Annotated in this window: 13 protein-coding genes; 7 read left to right on the top strand and 6 right to left on the bottom strand. The window is 70.7% G+C overall.

Annotated features, from left to right (window positions below; genetic code table 11):
* Positions 1 to 66: 66 nt before the first annotated feature.
* Both nadA and Q0D57_RS12015 read right to left on the bottom strand, forming a co-directional pair.
* Positions 67 to 1,371, bottom strand: coding sequence for a quinolinate synthase NadA (gene nadA / locus Q0D57_RS12010; RefSeq protein WP_291043849.1), 1,305 nt, complete (start codon positions 1,369 to 1,371; stop codon positions 67 to 69).
* Complete coding sequence (locus Q0D57_RS12015) at positions 1,368 to 2,177, bottom strand: NUDIX domain-containing protein (protein ID WP_291043852.1); 810 nt, start codon at positions 2,175 to 2,177, stop codon at positions 1,368 to 1,370. Before Q0D57_RS12015 ends, nadA begins: the two co-directional genes overlap by 4 nt.
* Positions 2,178 to 2,807: 630 nt before the next feature.
* On the opposite strand from Q0D57_RS12015, the gene Q0D57_RS12020 reads away from it, so the two are divergent.
* A complete protein-coding gene (locus tag Q0D57_RS12020) occupies positions 2,808 to 3,068 on the top strand; it encodes a hypothetical protein (protein WP_259525753.1) in 261 nt (86 codons plus the stop codon).
* 61 nt (positions 3,069 to 3,129) lie between these two features.
* Complete coding sequence (locus tag Q0D57_RS12025) at positions 3,130 to 3,927, top strand: HAD-IIA family hydrolase (protein WP_291043856.1); 798 nt, start codon at positions 3,130 to 3,132, stop codon at positions 3,925 to 3,927.
* Between the two features lie 61 nt (positions 3,928 to 3,988).
* On the opposite strand, the gene Q0D57_RS12030 is transcribed toward Q0D57_RS12025, so the two are convergent.
* The 4 genes from Q0D57_RS12030 to Q0D57_RS12045 all read right to left on the bottom strand — a co-directional run bounded on the left by Q0D57_RS12030 (position 3,989) and on the right by Q0D57_RS12045 (position 8,736).
* Positions 3,989 to 5,167, bottom strand: a complete 1,179-nt coding sequence (locus Q0D57_RS12030) for a hypothetical protein (protein ID WP_291043858.1) — start codon at positions 5,165 to 5,167, stop codon at positions 3,989 to 3,991.
* A gap of 475 nt (positions 5,168 to 5,642) precedes the next feature.
* Positions 5,643 to 5,939 carry a DUF6506 family protein gene (locus Q0D57_RS12035; protein WP_291043860.1) on the bottom strand — a complete coding sequence of 99 codons (297 nt, stop codon included), beginning with the start codon at positions 5,937 to 5,939 and terminating at the stop codon, positions 5,643 to 5,645.
* Positions 5,939 to 7,318: an aldehyde dehydrogenase family protein gene (locus Q0D57_RS12040; protein WP_291043864.1), complete on the bottom strand. Its 1,380-nt coding sequence runs from the start codon at positions 7,316 to 7,318 to the stop codon at positions 5,939 to 5,941. Before Q0D57_RS12040 ends, Q0D57_RS12035 begins: the two co-directional genes overlap by 1 nt.
* Positions 7,315 to 8,736 (bottom strand): NAD(P)/FAD-dependent oxidoreductase, encoded by a 1,422-nt coding sequence (locus tag Q0D57_RS12045; protein ID WP_291043867.1) that lies wholly within the window; start codon positions 8,734 to 8,736, stop codon positions 7,315 to 7,317. Before Q0D57_RS12045 ends, Q0D57_RS12040 begins: the two co-directional genes overlap by 4 nt.
* 287 nt (positions 8,737 to 9,023) lie before the next feature.
* Between Q0D57_RS12045 and Q0D57_RS12050 the strand changes: the two genes are divergently transcribed.
* Genes Q0D57_RS12050 through Q0D57_RS12070 form a run of 5 tightly spaced genes read left to right on the top strand, consistent with a single transcriptional unit; the run spans position 9,024 to position 13,866 of the window.
* Complete coding sequence (locus Q0D57_RS12050; RefSeq protein WP_291043870.1) at positions 9,024 to 9,917, top strand: ABC transporter permease; 894 nt, start codon at positions 9,024 to 9,026, stop codon at positions 9,915 to 9,917.
* The gene (locus Q0D57_RS12055) at positions 9,917 to 10,699 is read left to right on the top strand and encodes an ABC transporter permease (protein WP_291043874.1); all 783 of its coding nucleotides are present in this window, start codon (positions 9,917 to 9,919) and stop codon (positions 10,697 to 10,699) included. Before Q0D57_RS12050 ends, Q0D57_RS12055 begins: the two co-directional genes overlap by 1 nt.
* 48 nt (positions 10,700 to 10,747) lie before the next feature.
* Positions 10,748 to 11,821: a spermidine/putrescine ABC transporter substrate-binding protein gene (locus Q0D57_RS12060; protein ID WP_291043877.1), complete on the top strand. Its 1,074-nt coding sequence runs from the start codon at positions 10,748 to 10,750 to the stop codon at positions 11,819 to 11,821.
* Between the two features lie 54 nt (positions 11,822 to 11,875).
* The gene (locus tag Q0D57_RS12065) at positions 11,876 to 13,033 is read left to right on the top strand and encodes an ABC transporter ATP-binding protein (protein ID WP_291043880.1); all 1,158 of its coding nucleotides are present in this window, start codon (positions 11,876 to 11,878) and stop codon (positions 13,031 to 13,033) included.
* Entirely contained in the window at positions 13,030 to 13,866 is an 837-nt protein-coding gene (locus Q0D57_RS12070) for a carbon-nitrogen hydrolase family protein (RefSeq protein WP_291043883.1), read from the top strand. Before Q0D57_RS12065 ends, Q0D57_RS12070 begins: the two co-directional genes overlap by 4 nt.
* Positions 13,867 to 13,879 lie beyond the last annotated feature (13 nt).

The following is a 13,879-nucleotide window of genomic DNA, read 5'->3' on the forward strand; positions in this document are numbered from 1 at the left end:
CACCCGCCACCGCAGGCCCGCGCACCGCAGACCCACCCGCACCCGCCCCCGCACGCGCACCCCCGCTCATGGCCGTGCCGCGAGCATCCGCTCGAGCGCCACGCGCGCCGGAGCCGCCACGGCCTCGTCGACCACGATCCGGTTCTGCACCACGGCGGGCCCCCCATCGACCCCCACGAGCGACTCGAGCACCCACGCGAGGTAGCCGGGGTGGATGCGGTACATCGTGGAGCACGGGCAGATCACGTCGTCGAGGCAGAAGATGGTGTGCTGCGGGTACTCGTTGGCGAGGCGCTGCACGAGGTTGATCTCGGTGCCGATCGCGAAGGTCGAGCCCGCGGGCGCTGCCGCGATGGCCTTGACGATGAAGTCGGTCGAGCCGGCCGCATCCGCCGCGTCGACCACGGGCATGGGGCACTCGGGGTGCACGATCACCTGCACATCCGGGTGCGCGGCCCGCGCCTTCTCGATCTGCGCCACGCTGAACCGCTTGTGCACCGAGCAGAACCCGTGCCACAGGATGACCTGCGCATCCAGCAGCGAAGCCTCGGAGTTGCCGCCGAGCGCCTTCCGCGGGTTCCACATCGGCATCCGCTCGAGCGGCACCCCCATGGCCTTCGCGGTGTTGCGCCCCAGGTGCTGGTCGGGGAAGAACAGCACCCGCTGCCCCCGCTCGAACGCCCACTCGAGCACGGTCGCCGCGTTCGACGAGGTGCAGACGATACCGCCGTTCCGCCCACAGAAGCCCTTGAGCGCCGCCGACGAGTTCATGTAGGTGACGGGGATGACGGGCACGCGCCCGGATGCGTCGGGCTCGGTCCCGTAGATCGCCGCGAGCTCGGCCCAGGCCTCTTCCACCGAGTCGATGTCGGCCATGTCGGCCATCGAGCATCCGGCCGCCAGGTTCGGCAGGATGACCGCCTGCTCGGGCCGCGCGAGGATGTCGGCCGTCTCGGCCATGAAGTGCACCCCGCAGAACACGATCGTCTCGGCCTCGGGCACCGTGAGCGCCGCGTTGGCGAGCTGGAACGAGTCGCCCACGAAGTCGGCGTACTGCACCACCTCGTCGCGCTGATAGAAGTGCCCGAGCACCACCACGCGGTCGCCGAGGGTCGCCTTGGCGGCACGGATGCGCGCATCGAGCTCGGCCTTCGACGCCGTCTTGTACTCCTCCGGCAGGTCGCCCTGCCGCGGCGCGTCGGCGGGGATGGGGTCGGCCATCGAGGCGCCCGGGCCGTAGGAGGGCGCCTTCAGGTCGAACTGCCAGGGGCCCTCGGCGAGCTCGGGCGTGCAGGTCGAGCCCGAGGCGCCGGGCGCGCCGGCGGTGATGAGCTGGATCTCGCTGTCGACGGAGAGTGCTGTCGGGGTCATGCTGTCGGCTTCCTCGAGGGGCTGGTGGGGAGGGTCGGATCGGTGCGCCCGAGCGGGCCGCGATCGATCGGCTCGGCGGCGTTGTTGTAGCGGTAGAGCTTGGGCGGGCGGTAGCTCGTGCCGGTCACGCGCTTGCCCGTCGGCACGATGGCGTTCGACGACTCGATCTGGCGGCGGAAGTTCGCCGGGTCGAGCGTGCGCCCCAGCACCGACTCGTGCACCTCGCGCAGCTCGGCGAGCGTGAAGGTGTCGCCGAGGAAGGCGTGCGCGATGCGGCTGTACTCCACCTTGTTGCGGAGCCGCCAGAGCGCGTACTCGATGATGACGTCGTGGTCGAAGGCGAGGTCGGGCAGGTCGTCGACCGAGAACCAGCGCACGTTCTCGGTGCTCGTGTTGCGGTCGGAGTGCACGACCTCGTCCGAGTTCACGAGCGCCCAGTAGACCACCGAGACCACGCGGTCGTTCGCGCCGTCGGGCGAGCGGTCGAGGGTGCCGAAGGCGTAGAGCTGCTCGAGGTAGTTGGGGGCGAGAGCGGTGGTGGCGCCGAGGGTGCGGGCGGCGGCGGCCTCGAGGTCCTCGTCGATGCCAAGCGGGCCGCCCGGCAGGGCCCACTGCCCCTCATAGGGCGGGCGGATGCGCCGCACGAGTGGCAGCCACAGGGCCGGCAGCGGCGTGCCCGATTCCGGATCGGCTCCCGCACTCGTCGGCCGCAGCGCGAAGATGACCGTCGACACGGCCAGACCGATCCCGGCGCCGCCCGCGCCCGTCGCCCGACCCGCGTCGCTGGCCTGTGCATCCGGAACCATACGTCCACCCCCTAAAGGTGAACCCGACTATAACCCTTAAAGTCACCTACACCCAAACGGTACGGCGGAGCTGTCAGCCGACGGGCACCATGGGTGGGAGCACCCAAGGGTCTCCCGGTGCGTGCGGTCTGCTGCGCCACGATCGCGGTGTAGAGGCCGTCGCGGGCGACCTGGGGCGCATCCGGCGCCTCCCCGTTGAGCACGCGGGACGCCGTCTCGATCACCCCCGTGCGCACTCCGCTCGTCGACGGGCGGATCGGCCTGGCTCGCCGCCGGGCCTCCTGCGGCCGACAGCTGCGCGACCTGCACGGAGGTCTCGAGTCGCTGGACCGCCGCATCGAGGACGGTGCGCGCCTCGATCGACGCGAAGCCGTCCGAGCCGGCCACGAGCGATCGCCCGGCGGCCACGAGCGGCTCGGCGAGCGGATCGATCGGCACGACCTGCTCGATCGGCCTCGGCGAGGAGCTGGGGGCCGAGGTGGGCGACGACGGATCCGCGACCGGATCGACCGCGGGTGCCGGCCCGGCGCATCCGCTCAGCACCACACGCGTGAGTATTGCTCGCTTAATCGGTCGGGAGTTGATAGATTCTCGCGGAACACATCCGATCCCTCCCAGAAGGACACACCCATGACCACCTCCCCCACCCTCACCACGCCCGCCCCCGGCGTCGACTACCCCGGCAAGACCCTCGGCGTGATCGGTCTCGTCGCCTCGATCCTGTTCATGTTCGTGGGCCTCGTCATCAGCCTCGTGGCGCTCAACCAGTCGAAGAAGGCCGGCTACCGCAACACGCCCGCCAAGATCGGTGTCATCGTCGGCATCGTCCTGACGGTGCTCTGGGTGCTCGTCTACGTGGGCACGGCGGTGGTGGCGATCAGCTACAGCTGACTCTCCGGCTCCCGCCGCGACCACGCCTGTACGCTGGTCGCAGCAGGGGAAGGAGCTCGAGATGACCCGCCGCGACGAGATCGAATGCTGGCTGACCGACATGGACGGCGTGCTCGTGCACGAGAACCATCCCATCGCGGGCGCCGCCGAGCTGCTCCAGCAGTGGCGCGACGAGGGCAAGCCCTACCTGGTGCTCACCAACAACTCGATCTTCACACCCCGCGACCTGAGCGCCCGCCTCCGCGCGAGCGGCCTCGAGGTGCCCGAGGAGTACATCTGGACCAGCGCGCTCGCCACCGCGGCGTTCCTCAAAGACCAGATGCCGGGCGGCAGCGCCTTCGTGATCGGCGAGGCCGGCATCACGACGGCGCTCCACGAAGCCGGCTTCATCATGACCGAGACGGCCCCCGACTACGTGGTGATCGGCGAGACCCGCAACTACTCCTTCGAGGCCATCACCAAGGCGGTGCGGCTCATCGGTGCGGGCTCGCGCTTCATCGTCACGAATCCGGATGCCACGGGGCCGAGCGCCGAGGGCCCGCTCCCGGCCACGGGCGCCATCGCCGCCATGATCACGAAGGCCACGGGCAAGGAGCCCTACGTGGTCGGCAAGCCGAACCCCATGATGTTCCGCTCGGCCATGAACCGGATCGGCGCCCACTCCGAGAACACGGGCATGATCGGCGACCGGATGGACACCGATGTCGTGGCGGGTATCGAGGCGGGTCTCCACACGATCCTCGTGATGACCGGCATCAGCGACGAGGCCGAGATCGCGAAGTACCCGTTCCGGCCCGACGAGATCATCGACTCGGTCGCCGACCTGCTCTCCTCGGCCCCGATCGAGTCCGAGCTCTAGCGACCGCTCGGCCTCCGCGGAACCCTCGTCGGCCGAGCGGCCGCCCGACGGCCGGCCTGCGCTAGCCGGCCCCGATGTTCGCCAGCACGGGCTCCACGATCGGCAGCAGCGCGGCATCCGGAGCCACCACGCGCACCCAGGCGCCGTCGATCAGCACCACGAGCTCCGTGATGCCGGGGGTCTCCGTGGCGGCGAGATAGGCCTCGCCGGGGTAGTCGGGGGCCGGTTCGTAGACCTGCTCCGCGACATCCGCCCAGCCCTCGAAGTACCCGGCGCCGCCGGGGAGCACCGCCACCGAGGCGGTCACGTCGGTGCCGTCGATCGAGGGCGGATCGGGGCTCCAGCTGCAGTAGTAGGAGTTCACCTGCGCGCGGCTGCCGAAGCGGGAGCTCGCGTACTCCCCTTCATCGCTCCGGAACGGGCGCACGCCCTCGACGCCGAGGGCGACCGCGAGCGTGGCCGGGTCGATCAGGGTGTCGCAGCTCGTGGCCCCGGCGAGGACGCCCTCGGCCGGCTGCCACAGCGGTGCGGGTTCGCCGAACCCCGCGGCGGCGTCGCGCACGGTGATGAACTGCTCGCGCACGGCGTCGCGATCGAGCTGCGGGCCCACGGCGATGAGTGACACGGCGTAGCCGCCGACGAGCGCGATGTACCCGCAGTGGGCGGGCTGGGTGCCCGTCTCGGCGCAGGCCGAGTAGACGTCGTCGCCGATCGACGGCTCCGGTGTGGCGATGTAGACGCCCTCACGCTGCGCCTCCTGCTCGAAGCCCTCGGCGGTGATGCCGGGAAGGATCTGCAACGTGGCCTGGGCGGCGGCGACCGCGTCACCCGGCTGCTCGGAGTCGGCCCACGCGCACTCGAGCATGCCGATGCGGAGGTCGGTGTAGAACACCGGACTGGCCGTCTGCCGCAGGGGCTGCGCCGGCAGCGCGGCCCCCGCGAGAGCCTCGGCCCTCGCCTGCGGCAGCAGCTCGTCGCACGAGGCCGGCACCCGCGACACGGGAGCGTCGGGCGCGGGCGTCTCGGTCACCGAGGGAGTGGGCGAGGGCTCCGGCGCCTCAGGCGACGCGGATGCGCTCGGCGACGACGCCACGGCCCCGCCCCCGAACAGCGCGCCTCCCGACAGCGCCACGAACGCGGTCCCGGCCACCACGAGCCCCACGACCACGACCCCCACCACGACGACCACGACCCGCCGCCGCCCCCGCGCCCCGGCTCCCGCTCCCGAGTTCTCCGTCATCCCGCACTCCCCCTCATCGACGCTCCCCGCGCGCCGCCCATCCTCCCCCGAACCCTACGCGCCGCACACCCCCGCCGCGCCCCCGCGCACCCTCGAAGACCAACACACCGGTGCCGGCAACCGACCCGGTGTGGCAGAAAAACCTGCCACATCAGGCCGATTGTGGCAGGAAAACTCGCCCTATCGCCCGCGCCATCCTCCGCCATGTCGCCTCCGCAGTCTCCCGCTGGGCCCCCTCCCCCGACCCGCGGGAGCGAAGCGACCCGCCCCCGACCCGCCCCCGAACGACCGCGGGTGGGGCGGGTCGGGTATTCCGGTCGAGGCGCTGGCTCGGGTCTGGCGGGCGTCCGCGCAGCGGATGCGGGATCGCGCCTCGACCGGAATGCCCGACCCGCACCACCCGCACCCCGAGCAACCGGGCACCCGAGCACCCGAGCACCCGAGCACCCCAAGCACCCGACCACCCGCAAAAACCTCACAGCAACGCAGCAAACCCCTGCACAGAATCGACCCCGTACTGCACGGCCCCGACGGGCACAGACCCCGTCACACCCCGAACAGCCGCGACCTCCGCCGGCGAGAACGCCCCGCAGAGCTCCACGGTCTGCACCCCGGAAGCCACGAGCGACGCCGCGACGGCGACGGCCGCCGCGGCATCCGGAACCACGACGAACCGCGACGTCAGCCCGTCGAACTCCACGACAGCCCGCTCCCCGTCGGCCGCTTCGCGCCCGTTGCCGAGTGCGATGAAGGCCCAGTCGACGATGGCCATCAGGCGATGCGCACGAGCTTCTTGTTGACGAACTCCTCCATGGCGGGTCGCCCCATCTCGCGGCCGGTGCCGGAGCGCTTCACGCCGCCGAAGGGGAGCTCCGCGGCGTCGCCGAGCACGATGTTGATCCACACCATGCCCGCGTCGATCGCATCCGCGACCCGCAGGGCCTGCTCCTGGTCGGTGGTGTAGACGTAGGAGCCGAGCCCGAAGGGGGTGTCGTTGGCGAGCTTCACGGCCTCCTCCTCGGAGGAGACGCGGTAGAGCGCGGCGACGGGGCCGAAGAACTCCTCGTGGTAGGCGTCCATGGCGGGCGTGACATCGGTGAGCACGGTGGCTCCGAAGAAGTTGCCCGAGCGCGAGCCCTGTGCGAGCACGGTCGCACCCTGCTCGACGGCGCGGTCGACCTGCTCGCCGAGCCGCGAGGAGGCGGCGGAGGAGGAGAGCGGGCCGAGCACGGTGCCTTCGGCCATGGGGTCGGCGGGCTCCGCGGCCGTGAACGCCGCGGTGAAGGCCTCGGCGAACTCGTCGAACAGCCCGTCGATCACGATGAAGCGCTTGGCCGCGTTGCACGACTGGCCGTTGTTGTCGAGGCGCGCGTTGACGGCGTCCTGGGCGGCGGCGGCCACGTCGTCGCTCGAGAGCAGGATGAAGGGGTCGGAGCCGCCGAGCTCGAGCACGACCTTCTTGAGGTGCTTGCCCGCGAGCTCGGCGACGGCCGCGCCGGCCCGCTCGGAGCCGGTGACCGAGACGCCCTGCACGCGCGGGTCGGCGATGATGTCGGCCGACTGCTCGTTGGTGGCGTAGACGTTCACGTAGACGCCGGCGGGAGCACCCACGGAGGCGGCGGCCTCGGCGAAGATGGCCTCGATGGCGGCCGACGACTCCGGGCACTGCGGCGCGTGCTTGAGGATGATGGTGTTGCCCACCACGATGTTGGGGCCGGCGAACCGCGCCACCTGGTAGTAGGGGAAGTTCCACGGCATGATGCCGAGCAGCACGCCGATGGAGGCCCGGCGGATGAACGCCGATCCGGTGCCGTCGGAGAGCTCGATCGGCTCGTCGGCGAGGAACGCCTCCCCGTTGGTGGCGTAGTACTCGTAGATGGCCACGGCGAAGTCGACCTCGCCCTGCGCCTGGTCGAGCGGCTTGCCCATCTCGCGCACGATGATCTCGGCGAGCTCGTCTCGCTTCGCGGCGTGCAGCTCGGCGACCTTGGCGATGAGCGCGGTGCGGGCGGCGACGCCGGCCTTCCGCGACCAGGTCTCGTGCGCCTCGTGCGCGGCGGTGATGGCCTCCTGCACCCCCTCGTCGGAGAGGGTCGGGTACTCGCGGACAGTCTCGCCCGTGGCGGGATTGACGACGGCGTACTGGCTCATGCTGCATCTCCTTCGGTGGTGGCGGTGGTGGCGCTGGTGGCGGCTGCGGTCGTGGTCCGATTCGCGCCCGCCTCTTCCAGGATCTCATCTGCGAGCCTCCAGCCCACCCTGATGGCGCCGTCGACGTGCTGGTAGCCCTCGGCGGCGAGATCGCTCGTGCCGAAGCGCACGGGGCCGACGGGCTCGAGCTGCAGGGGACCGTAGCGGGTGAGCCCGCCGAGGTCGAAGCTCGCGGCGTAGGCGCCCTGGGTCCACTCCTCCGAGGCCCAGTCGCTCTCGTAGTACACCGACGGGTTCAGGGCTTCGGGCCCGTAGTACGCGGCGAGCGATTCCAGGATGCGCGCCTTGCGCTCCTCGGCCGAGAGCCGGAACAGCGCATCCGCCTTCTCGTCGGAGACGAAGCCGACGAGCGTGCCGCGGGTCTCGCCGTGGTTGGAGTTGTCATAGGCCTCGTGCACGATCTGGTAGGGGCTGAAGGCCGTGCCGGAGAGGCCGGCGGCGCGCCAGAACGGCGTCTCGTAGGTGGCGTGCACCTTGATCACGAGGCCGAGCGACTGGTGCTGCGCCATCTGGTGGCGGAGCCGCGGGAGCGCGGGCACGTAGTCGATGCGGTTGTAGAGGTTCGGCGGCACGGCCACGATCGCGTGCCGCGCCGAGACCGAGACGTCACCGGCGACCGCGGTGACGCCGTCCGAGCCCCAGGCCAGCGAGGTGACGGGGTGGCTCAGGATGACGTCGTCGCCGAGGCCCTCGGCGAGGCGCAGCGGCACCTGCTGCAGACCGCCCACGACGCGCTTGTCGAGGATGAAGTCGGCGTCGACGAGGTGGCTGAAGCTGCCGGCGCTCGCGGCCATGAGCAGCGCCTGGAGCAGGGAGAAGGAGTGGGCGGGCTTCGTGATCATGGCGTCGGCGATGAACAGCGCGATGTTGTCGACGGCCTCGGTGTCGTCGCTCTGCTGCTCGAGCCAGGCGCGGAACGAGACGTGGTCGAACTCGACGGCACGCGGATGCTCCCACGGGGCTGCGGGATCGGTCTGCGCGACGAGCTCGTCGAGCACCGCGATGAGCCGCTCGATCTCGGCCTCGGTCGTCGGGGAGGCGGGGAAGATGTCGCCCGTGAAGCGCTTGGCCTCGCCGCCGGGGCCGACGTAGACGCTCTCGCCCTCGCGGAAGCGCGAGTAGGTCTCGAGCCCGAGCTCCTCGAGGGTCTGGATGAGCGCGGTCTGGTCGGGCGAGACCCACTGGCCGCCGATCTCGAACAGCTGGCCCTCGATGTGGTCGGTCCAGAGGCGGCCGCCGATGCGGTCGCGGGCCTCGAGCACGACGACCGAGCGGCCGGCGGCCTTCAAGCGGGTGGCGGCGGTGAGACCGGTGGCCCCGGCTCCGATGACGACGACGTCTCTTTCGATGTGGTTCACTGCGGCTCTTTTCGTGGCAAAAAGACCCATCTGACGATGGATACGGTTCTATAGTGCCACGATCACTGCTGATCTCGATAGATGGAGCAGTCATCCGGAAGGCGCCTGTCGGGCGCTCCGGCGCACCCGGTGCGAGATCCGGGGCACTCGGATGCGCGTGATCGCGCGGATCGCGGCACCCGCGCGCTCGGCGCGCCTGCGAAATGCGCAAGCACGAAACACGGCGGCGACGGGATTCGAGGCACCTCGTCGGTTGCGGGTGCAGGCGGTGTCGCAGGATGGTCGACGTGAACACACCGAGAACGTCGAGGGCCGCCGGCTACCTCATGCTGCTGCCGGCCGTGGCCGTGATCACGCTGCTCGTGATCGTGCCGATGGTCGTGATCGCCCGCGACAGCTTCGCCGTGAGCGATCCGCTCGGCGGCAACCTCGGCGGCTTCACGCTCGACAACTACGCCAAGCTGCTGGATCCCGTCTACGCCAAGACCCTGGGCTACAGCCTCGGCATGGCCGCCCTCAACGCGGCCGTCTGCACGGTGGTCGGCTACATCGTGGCGTACTACATCGCCACCCGGCCCGCGAAGACGCAGCCGGTGCTGCTCGTGCTCGTGATCATCCCGTTCCTCACCGACTTCCTCGTGCGCACCTTCGCCTGGATCACCCTCCTCGGCTCCGGCGGCCCGTTCATCTCGCTGCTGCGCCTTCTCGGCGTCGAGGCGCAGTCGCTCGTGCCGTCGCAGCTCGCGGTCACGCTCTCGCTGCTCTACGCGTTCCTGCCCGTGGCCGTCTTCCCCATCTACGCCTCGATGCGCTCGATCGACCCCTCGCTCAAGGAGGCCGCCGCCGACCTCGGCGCCGGCTGGTGGCAGACCCACGCCCGCATCTTCGTGCCGCTCTCGGCCTCGGGCCTCGCCTCGTCGGTCATGCTCACCTTCGTGCCCACGCTCGGCGTGTTCGTCATCCCGGTGCTGCTCGGCGGCGGCAAGGATCCGCTCGTCGGCAACCTGATCGTCACCCTCTTCACCGAGTTCCGCAACGAGCCGCTCGGCGCCGCGCTCTCGATGGTCGTGCTCGTGCTCATGCTGCTCTCGGTGGCGGCGGCCGGCCTCATCCTGAGAGCCCGCTCCGGCAGCGCCCGCGCCGGCAGATCCCGCTCCCCGAAGAAAGCGAGCGCCGTCTGATGGAACGCCTCAACTCCTGGATCGCCCGCCTCGTCTTCGTCTTCCTCTACCTGCCCATCGCGGCCCTCATCGTCTACTCCTTCAACAGCTCCGAGGTGAGCTACCGCTTCGACGGCTTCACCTTCCGCTGGTACGCGGAGCTGTTCCGCGACCAGATGCTGCTCGAGTCGCTCCGCACGAGCGCTCTCGTCGGGGTGATCGCCGCGGTGCTGGCCACCGTGATCGGCTTCCTCAGCGCCTTCGCCCTCGTGCGGCTCCGGGTGAAGGGGCGCGCGTTCTTCGTGGGTGCCATCCTGATCCCGCTGATCGTGCCCGAGATCGTGCTGGGCGTCTCGCTGCTCACGGTGTTCTCGAGCGCCGGCCTCCCCACGGGGATCGTGACGCTCGTGCTCGGTCACGTGGTGATCACGCTGCCGCTGGCCACGCTCGTGCTGATGGGGGCGATGTCCTCGCTCGACCCCAGCCTCTCCGAGGCGGCCACCGATCTCGGCGCCTCGCCGTGGGTCACCTTCCGGCGCGTGCTGTTCCCGCTGCTGCGCCCGAGCATCCTCGCGGCCTTCCTGCTGAGCTTCACCACCTCGTTCTCCAACATCGTCATCTCCACCTTCACCGCCGGCGTCGGCACCACCACGCTGCCGCTCCGGATCTACTCCACCCTGCGCACCGGGCTCACCCCCGAGCTCAACGCGCTCGGCACCCTGCTGGTGGTCGCCACCCTCGGCGTCATCCTGCTGGTCGGAGTCGCCCAGATGCGGCGCATCCTCGCCGGCCCCCGCCCGTAACACCCCGCACCACCGACCCGCACCCTCCTCCCGAACGAAAGAGTCCTCATGAACAAGAAGTTCCTGGCCTTCGGAGCCGTAGCGCTCGCCTCGGCCACCGTGCTCTCCGCCTGCTCCGCCGGCGGCGACGCCTCCTCCACGGGGGCCGCCGGAAGCGGCAGCCTCAGCATCTACGCCTGGGCCGGCGAGATCCCCGACTCGGTGATCGAGGGCTTCGAGGCCGAGACCGGCATCGACGTGACCGTCGACACCTTCGACAGCAACGAGACGATGATCTCGAAGCTCGCCGCCGGCAATTCGGGCTACGACGTGGTCGAGCCCAGCCAGTACGCCGTGCAGCTGATGGTGGAGCGCGACCTGATCGCCGAGATCGACAAGTCGAAGCTCGAGGGCTTCGACAACCTCGCCGAGAAGTTCGTCGACCCGTCGTTCGACCCGGGCAACACCCACAGCATCCCGTGGGCGTGGGGCACCACCGGCATCCTCTACAACGAGGCCTGCACGGGCGCCGAGGTCACCGGCTGGGCCGACATGTGGAACCCGGACTACGCGGGCAAGGTCTACATGCTCGACAACATGCTCTCGGCCTACATCGCCGGCCTCCAGGTGAACGGCCTCAGCGCCACCACCACCGACGAGGCCGAGATCGCCACGGCGACCGACTCCCTGCTCGAGCAGAAGCCGCTGCTCGGCGGCTACAACAGCACCAACTACGCCGACCTCGTGGGCACCGGCGACGCCTGCATCGCCGAGGCCTACTCGGGCACCACCGCGGCGAAGGCCGTCGAGGCCAACCCCGACGTGCACTACATCATCCCCGAGGAGGGCGGCACGCTCTGGACCGACAGCTTCTCGATCGTCGCGGGCACGGCCAACGAGGATGCCGCGTACCAGTGGCTGAACTACACCCTCCGCCCCGAGGTGGCCGCGCTCGTGACCGACGACGCCTCGCTCGCCTCCACGAACGCCGCCGCCCTCGAGCTCGTCGCCGACCAGTCGCAGGTGGAGAACCCCGCCATCTACGCCCCGGCCGACTCGCTCACGAACTCCGAGTTCATCGTCGATCCGGGAGACGCTCTGGCGTACTTCCAGGACGGCTGGACCCGCGTGCGCGCCTCCTAGCCGGCCGACGACGAGCCGTCAGACACGAACACCTCTACCTCTGGAACGAGAACCATGAACGAGACCACCGAACCGCCGGCCGTGAAGCTCACCGGGCTCACGAAGTCGTTCGGCGCCAACCGGGTCGTCCAGCCCCTGGACCTCGAGATCCGTCAGGGCGAGTTCTTCAGCATCCTGGGCCCCTCAGGCTGTGGCAAGACCACGCTCATGCGCATGATCACCGGCTTCGAGACGCCGACCGGCGGTTCGGTGGAGCTCGACGGCAAGAACGTCGACGCCGTCTCCACCAAGTCGCGCGACCTCAACATGCTGTTCCAGAGCTACGCCCTCTTCCCGCACCTCTCGGTCTACGAGAACGTGGCGTTCGAGCTGCGGGTGCGGCGCACCGCCAAGCGCGAGATCGACACCCGGGTGCGGGAGGCCCTCGAGCTCGTGCGGCTCGGCGCCTTTGCCGAGCGCAAGCCCGCCGAGCTCTCGGGCGGTCAGCGCCAGCGCGTGGCGCTCGCCCGCGCCGTGGTGGGCCGCCCCGCCGTGGTGCTGCTCGACGAGCCGCTCGGCGCGCTCGACCAGAAGCTCCGCAAGGAGATGCAGTTCGAGCTCAAGCGGATGCAGCGCGAGGTGGGCATCACCTTCATCTACGTGACCCACGACCAGGAGGAGGCGCTCACCATGAGCGACCGGATCGCCGTGATGAGCGAGGGCCGCGTGCTGCAGGTGGCGAGCCCCACCGAGATCTACGACGAGCCGGCCTCCCGTTTCGTGGCGACCTTCATCGGCAGCTGCAACATCCTCGACGGGGTCGTGGATGCGGAGGGCCGCGGCGTGGTCGTGCCCGGCGTGGGCGCGGTGCCGGCTCTCGTGCCGGCCACCGCGGTGCCCGGCAGCGGGGTGGCCCTGGCCATCCGGCCGGAGCGCGTGAGCATGCGCGCCCTGGGAGCCGCCGCGCCTGCGGACGGCGTGCGGGCCACGCTCGTGGAGCGCGCGTTCCTCGGCGACGAGTGGACCTTCCACGTGCGGCTCGAGACCGGTGCCGTGATGACCGTGAGCGTGCCGAGCGGCGAGATCGCCGCCGAGCTCGGCGCCATCGCCGACGGCGCCGACGTGCTGCTCTCGTGGAGCGCCGCCGCCGCCCGCGTGCTGCCCGCCGAGGCGGCCGTCACCGCGGCCTCACCTGCATCCGCCACCTCCGCTCTAAAGGGAGCCGCCGCGTGAACCCGTCCCTCCTGGCCGCCGTGGCGCAGCTCGCGCCCACCGTCGACGGTGCCCGCAACCGCGAGCAGATCGCCGCCCTCACCGCCGACGCCGCCCGCTCGGGCGCGCGCCTCGTGGTGTTCCCGGAGGAGTCGATGCTCCTCGCCGGCGAAGTCGAGGGCCGTCTCGGCGAGGTCGTGGACGCCGAGTGGCCGCTCTTCCTCGCGCAGCTCTCGCTGCTGGCCGTGGAGCACGAGCTCTGGATCATCGCCGGCGGCTACGAGCCCACCGGCTCCGACCGCCCCTACAACACCCTCGTGGTGGTGAACCCGCGCGGCGAGGTCGTCGAGTCGTACCGCAAGCTGCACCTCTACGACGCCTTCACCTACCGCGAGTCCGACTACGTCACGGGAGGCACGGAGCTGCCGCCCGTGGTGCTCATCGAGGGCGTGGCCGTGGGGCTCGTCAACTGCTACGACATCCGGTTCCCCGAGCTCAGCCGCGACCTCGTGGCGCGCGGCGCCGACGTGCTGTCGGTGTCGGCCGCGTGGGTGGCCGGTGCGCGCAAGGAGGCCCACTGGGAGACCCTCGTGAAGGCCCGCGCCATCGAGAACACCTGCTGGGTGCTGGCCTCGTCGTCGACCTCGCCGGAGTGCATCGGCAACAGCCTCGTGATCGATCCGATGGGCGTCGAGCGCGCCGGGCTCGGTCCCGTGGCCTCCGGGGTCGCGCTCGTCGAGATCTCGCTCGACCGCACCGCCGAGGTGCGCGAGACCCTGCCCGCCCTCGCCAACCGCCGCCTCACCACCTCGGTGGCCGTGAGCACGCCGACCGCGGCCGTGCCCGCACTCTGATCGTCATCCGCAC

This window comes from Herbiconiux sp., assembly GCF_023264895.1.
In the GTDB taxonomy this organism is placed as follows: Bacteria; Actinomycetota; Actinomycetes; order Actinomycetales; family Microbacteriaceae; genus Herbiconiux.

Excerpts from the sequence above, each read along its gene's own strand:
- Q0D57_RS12020 (WP_259525753.1), top strand. The coding sequence starts at position 2,808 with ATGACCACCTCCCCCACCCTCACCACGCCCGCCCCCGGCGTCGACTAC.
- Q0D57_RS12040 (WP_291043864.1), bottom strand. The coding sequence starts at position 7,318 with ATGAGCCAGTACGCCGTCGTCAATCCCGCCACGGGCGAGACTGTCCGC.
- Q0D57_RS12030 (WP_291043858.1), bottom strand. The coding sequence starts at position 5,167 with ATGACGGAGAACTCGGGAGCGGGAGCCGGGGCGCGGGGGCGGCGGCGG.
- Q0D57_RS12060 (WP_291043877.1), top strand. The coding sequence starts at position 10,748 with ATGAACAAGAAGTTCCTGGCCTTCGGAGCCGTAGCGCTCGCCTCGGCC.
- nadA (WP_291043849.1), bottom strand. The coding sequence starts at position 1,371 with ATGACCCCGACAGCACTCTCCGTCGACAGCGAGATCCAGCTCATCACC.
- Q0D57_RS12015 (WP_291043852.1), bottom strand. The coding sequence starts at position 2,177 with ATGGTTCCGGATGCACAGGCCAGCGACGCGGGTCGGGCGACGGGCGCG.
- Q0D57_RS12065 (WP_291043880.1), top strand. The coding sequence starts at position 11,876 with ATGAACGAGACCACCGAACCGCCGGCCGTGAAGCTCACCGGGCTCACG.
- Q0D57_RS12035 (WP_291043860.1), bottom strand. The coding sequence starts at position 5,939 with ATGGCCATCGTCGACTGGGCCTTCATCGCACTCGGCAACGGGCGCGAA.
- Q0D57_RS12055 (WP_291043874.1), top strand. The coding sequence starts at position 9,917 with ATGGAACGCCTCAACTCCTGGATCGCCCGCCTCGTCTTCGTCTTCCTC.
- Q0D57_RS12025 (WP_291043856.1), top strand. The coding sequence starts at position 3,130 with ATGACCCGCCGCGACGAGATCGAATGCTGGCTGACCGACATGGACGGC.